At 50.8% G+C, this 3,012-nt stretch carries 1 rRNA gene; it reads right to left on the bottom strand.

The features are described 5' to 3' along the window. Window positions 1-22: 22 nt before the first annotated feature. Window positions 23-2,914 (bottom strand): 23S ribosomal RNA (locus GHO25_RS25305). Between the last annotated feature and the right edge of the window lie 98 nt (window positions 2,915-3,012).

The following is a 3,012-nucleotide window of genomic DNA, read 5'->3' as shown; positions in this document are numbered from 1 at the left end:
ACTCAAATTGCTTGGGTGTTATATGGTCAAGCCTCACGGGCAATTAGTATTGGTTAGCTCAACGCCTCACAGCGCTTACACACCCAACCTATCAACGTCGTAGTCTTCGACGGCCCTTTAGGGAACTCAAGGTTCCAGTGAGATCTCATCTTGAGGCAAGTTTCCCGCTTAGATGCTTTCAGCGGTTATCTTTCCCGAACATAGCTACCCGGCAATGCCACTGGCGTGACAACCGGAACACCAGAGGTTCGTCCACTCCGGTCCTCTCGTACTAGGAGCAGCCCCTCTCAAATCTCAAACGTCCACGGCAGATAGGGACCGAACTGTCTCACGACGTTCTAAACCCAGCTCGCGTACCACTTTAAATGGCGAACAGCCATACCCTTGGGACCGGCTTCAGCCCCAGGATGTGATGAGCCGACATCGAGGTGCCAAACACCGCCGTCGATATGAACTCTTGGGCGGTATCAGCCTGTTATCCCCGGAGTACCTTTTATCCGTTGAGCGATGGCCCTTCCATACAGAACCACCGGATCACTAAGACCTACTTTCGTACCTGCTCGACGTGTCTGTCTCGCAGTCAAGCGCGCTTTTGCCTTTATACTCTACGACCGATTTCCGACCGGTCTGAGCGCACCTTCGTACTCCTCCGTTACTCTTTAGGAGGAGACCGCCCCAGTCAAACTACCCACCATACACTGTCCTCGATCCGGATAACGGACCTGAGTTAGAACCTCAAAGTTGCCAGGGTGGTATTTCAAGGATGGCTCCACGCAAACTGGCGTTCACGCTTCAAAGCCTCCCACCTATCCTACACAAGCAAATTCAAAGTCCAGTGCAAAGCTATAGTAAAGGTTCACGGGGTCTTTCCGTCTAGCCGCGGATACACTGCATCTTCACAGCGATTTCAATTTCACTGAGTCTCGGGTGGAGACAGCGCCGCCATCGTTACGCCATTCGTGCAGGTCGGAACTTACCCGACAAGGAATTTCGCTACCTTAGGACCGTTATAGTTACGGCCGCCGTTTACCGGGGCTTCGATCAAGAGCTTCGCGTTAGCTAACCCCATCAATTAACCTTCCGGCACCGGGCAGGCGTCACACCCTATACGTCCACTTTCGTGTTTGCAGAGTGCTGTGTTTTTAATAAACAGTCGCAGCGGCCTGGTATCTTCGACCGACGTGAGCTTACGCAGTAAATGCTTCACCCTCATCGGCGCACCTTCTCCCGAAGTTACGGTGCCATTTTGCCTAGTTCCTTCACCCGAGTTCTCTCAAGCGCCTTGGTATTCTCTACCCAACCACCTGTGTCGGTTTGGGGTACGGTTCCTGATTATCTGAAGCTTAGAAGCTTTTCTTGGAAGCATGGCATCAACCACTTCGTTATCTAAAAGATAACTCGTCATCAGCTCTCGGCCTTAGAATCCCGGATTTACCTAAGATTCCAGCCTACCACCTTAAACTTGGACAACCAACGCCAAGCTGGCCTAGCCTTCTCCGTCCCTCCATCGCAATAACCAGAAGTACAGGAATATTAACCTGTTTTCCATCGACTACGCTTTTCAGCCTCGCCTTAGGGACCGACTAACCCTGCGTCGATTAACGTTGCGCAGGAAACCTTGGTCTTTCGGCGTGGGTGTTTTTCACACCCATTGTCGTTACTCATGTCAGCATTCGCACTTCTGATACCTCCAGCAAGCTTCTCAACTCACCTTCACAGGCTTACAGAACGCTCCTCTACCGCATCACCTAAGTGATACCCGTAGCTTCGGTGTATGGTTTGAGCCCCGTTAAATCTTCCGCGCAGGCCGACTCGACTAGTGAGCTATTACGCTTTCTTTAAAGGGTGGCTGCTTCTAAGCCAACCTCCTAGCTGTCTAAGCCTTCCCACATCGTTTCCCACTTAACCATAACTTTGGGACCTTAGCTGACGGTCTGGGTTGTTTCCCTTTTCACGACGGACGTTAGCACCCGCCGTGTGTCTCCCATGCTCGGCACTTGTAGGTATTCGGAGTTTGCATCGGTTTGGTAAGTCGGGATGACCCCCTAGCCGAAACAGTGCTCTACCCCCTACAGTGATACATGAGGCGCTACCTAAATAGCTTTCGAGGAGAACCAGCTATCTCCGAGCTTGATTAGCCTTTCACTCCGATCCACAGGTCATCCGCTAACTTTTCAACGGTAGTCGGTTCGGTCCTCCAGTTAGTGTTACCCAACCTTCAACCTGCCCATGGATAGATCGCCCGGTTTCGGGTCTATTCCCAGCGACTAGACGCCCTATTAAGACTCGCTTTCGCTACGCCTCCCCTATTCGGTTAAGCTTGCCACTGAAAATAAGTCGCTGACCCATTATACAAAAGGTACGCAGTCACCTAACAAAGTAGGCTCCCACTGCTTGTACGCATACGGTTTCAGGATCTATTTCACTCCCCTCTCCGGGGTTCTTTTCGCCTTTCCCTCACGGTACTAGTTCACTATCGGTCAGTCAGTAGTATTTAGCCTTGGAGGATGGTCCCCCCATATTCAGACAAAGTTTCTCGTGCTCCGTCCTACTCGATTTCACTGCAAAGATGTTTTCGCGTACAGGGCTATCACCCACTATGGCCGCACTTTCCAGAGCGTTCCGCTAACATCAATACAGCTTAAGGGCTGGTCCCCGTTCGCTCGCCACTACTAAGGGAATCTCGGTTGATTTCTTTTCCTCAGGGTACTTAGATGTTTCAGTTCCCCTGGTTCGCTTCTTAAGCCTATGTATTCAGCTTAAGATACCTAACTTATGTTAGGTGGGTTCCCCCATTCAGACATCTCCGGATCAAAGTCTGTTTGCCGACTCCCCGAAGCTTTTCGCAGGCTACCACGTCTTTCATCGCCTCTGACTGCCAAGGCATCCACCGTATGCGCTTCTTCACTTGACCATATAACCCCAAGCAATCTGGTTATACTATGAAGACAACATTCGCCGAAAATTCGCACACTCAATTAAGAGAATCACAAATTTTACCTTAGCCTGAAT

The sequence above is a fragment of the Pseudomonas sp. FSL R10-1350 genome, from assembly GCF_009600525.1.
GTDB classification, from domain to species: domain Bacteria; phylum Pseudomonadota; class Gammaproteobacteria; order Pseudomonadales; family Pseudomonadaceae; genus Aquipseudomonas; species Aquipseudomonas helleri.
This window is presented reverse-complemented; position numbering and strand designations above follow the sequence as displayed.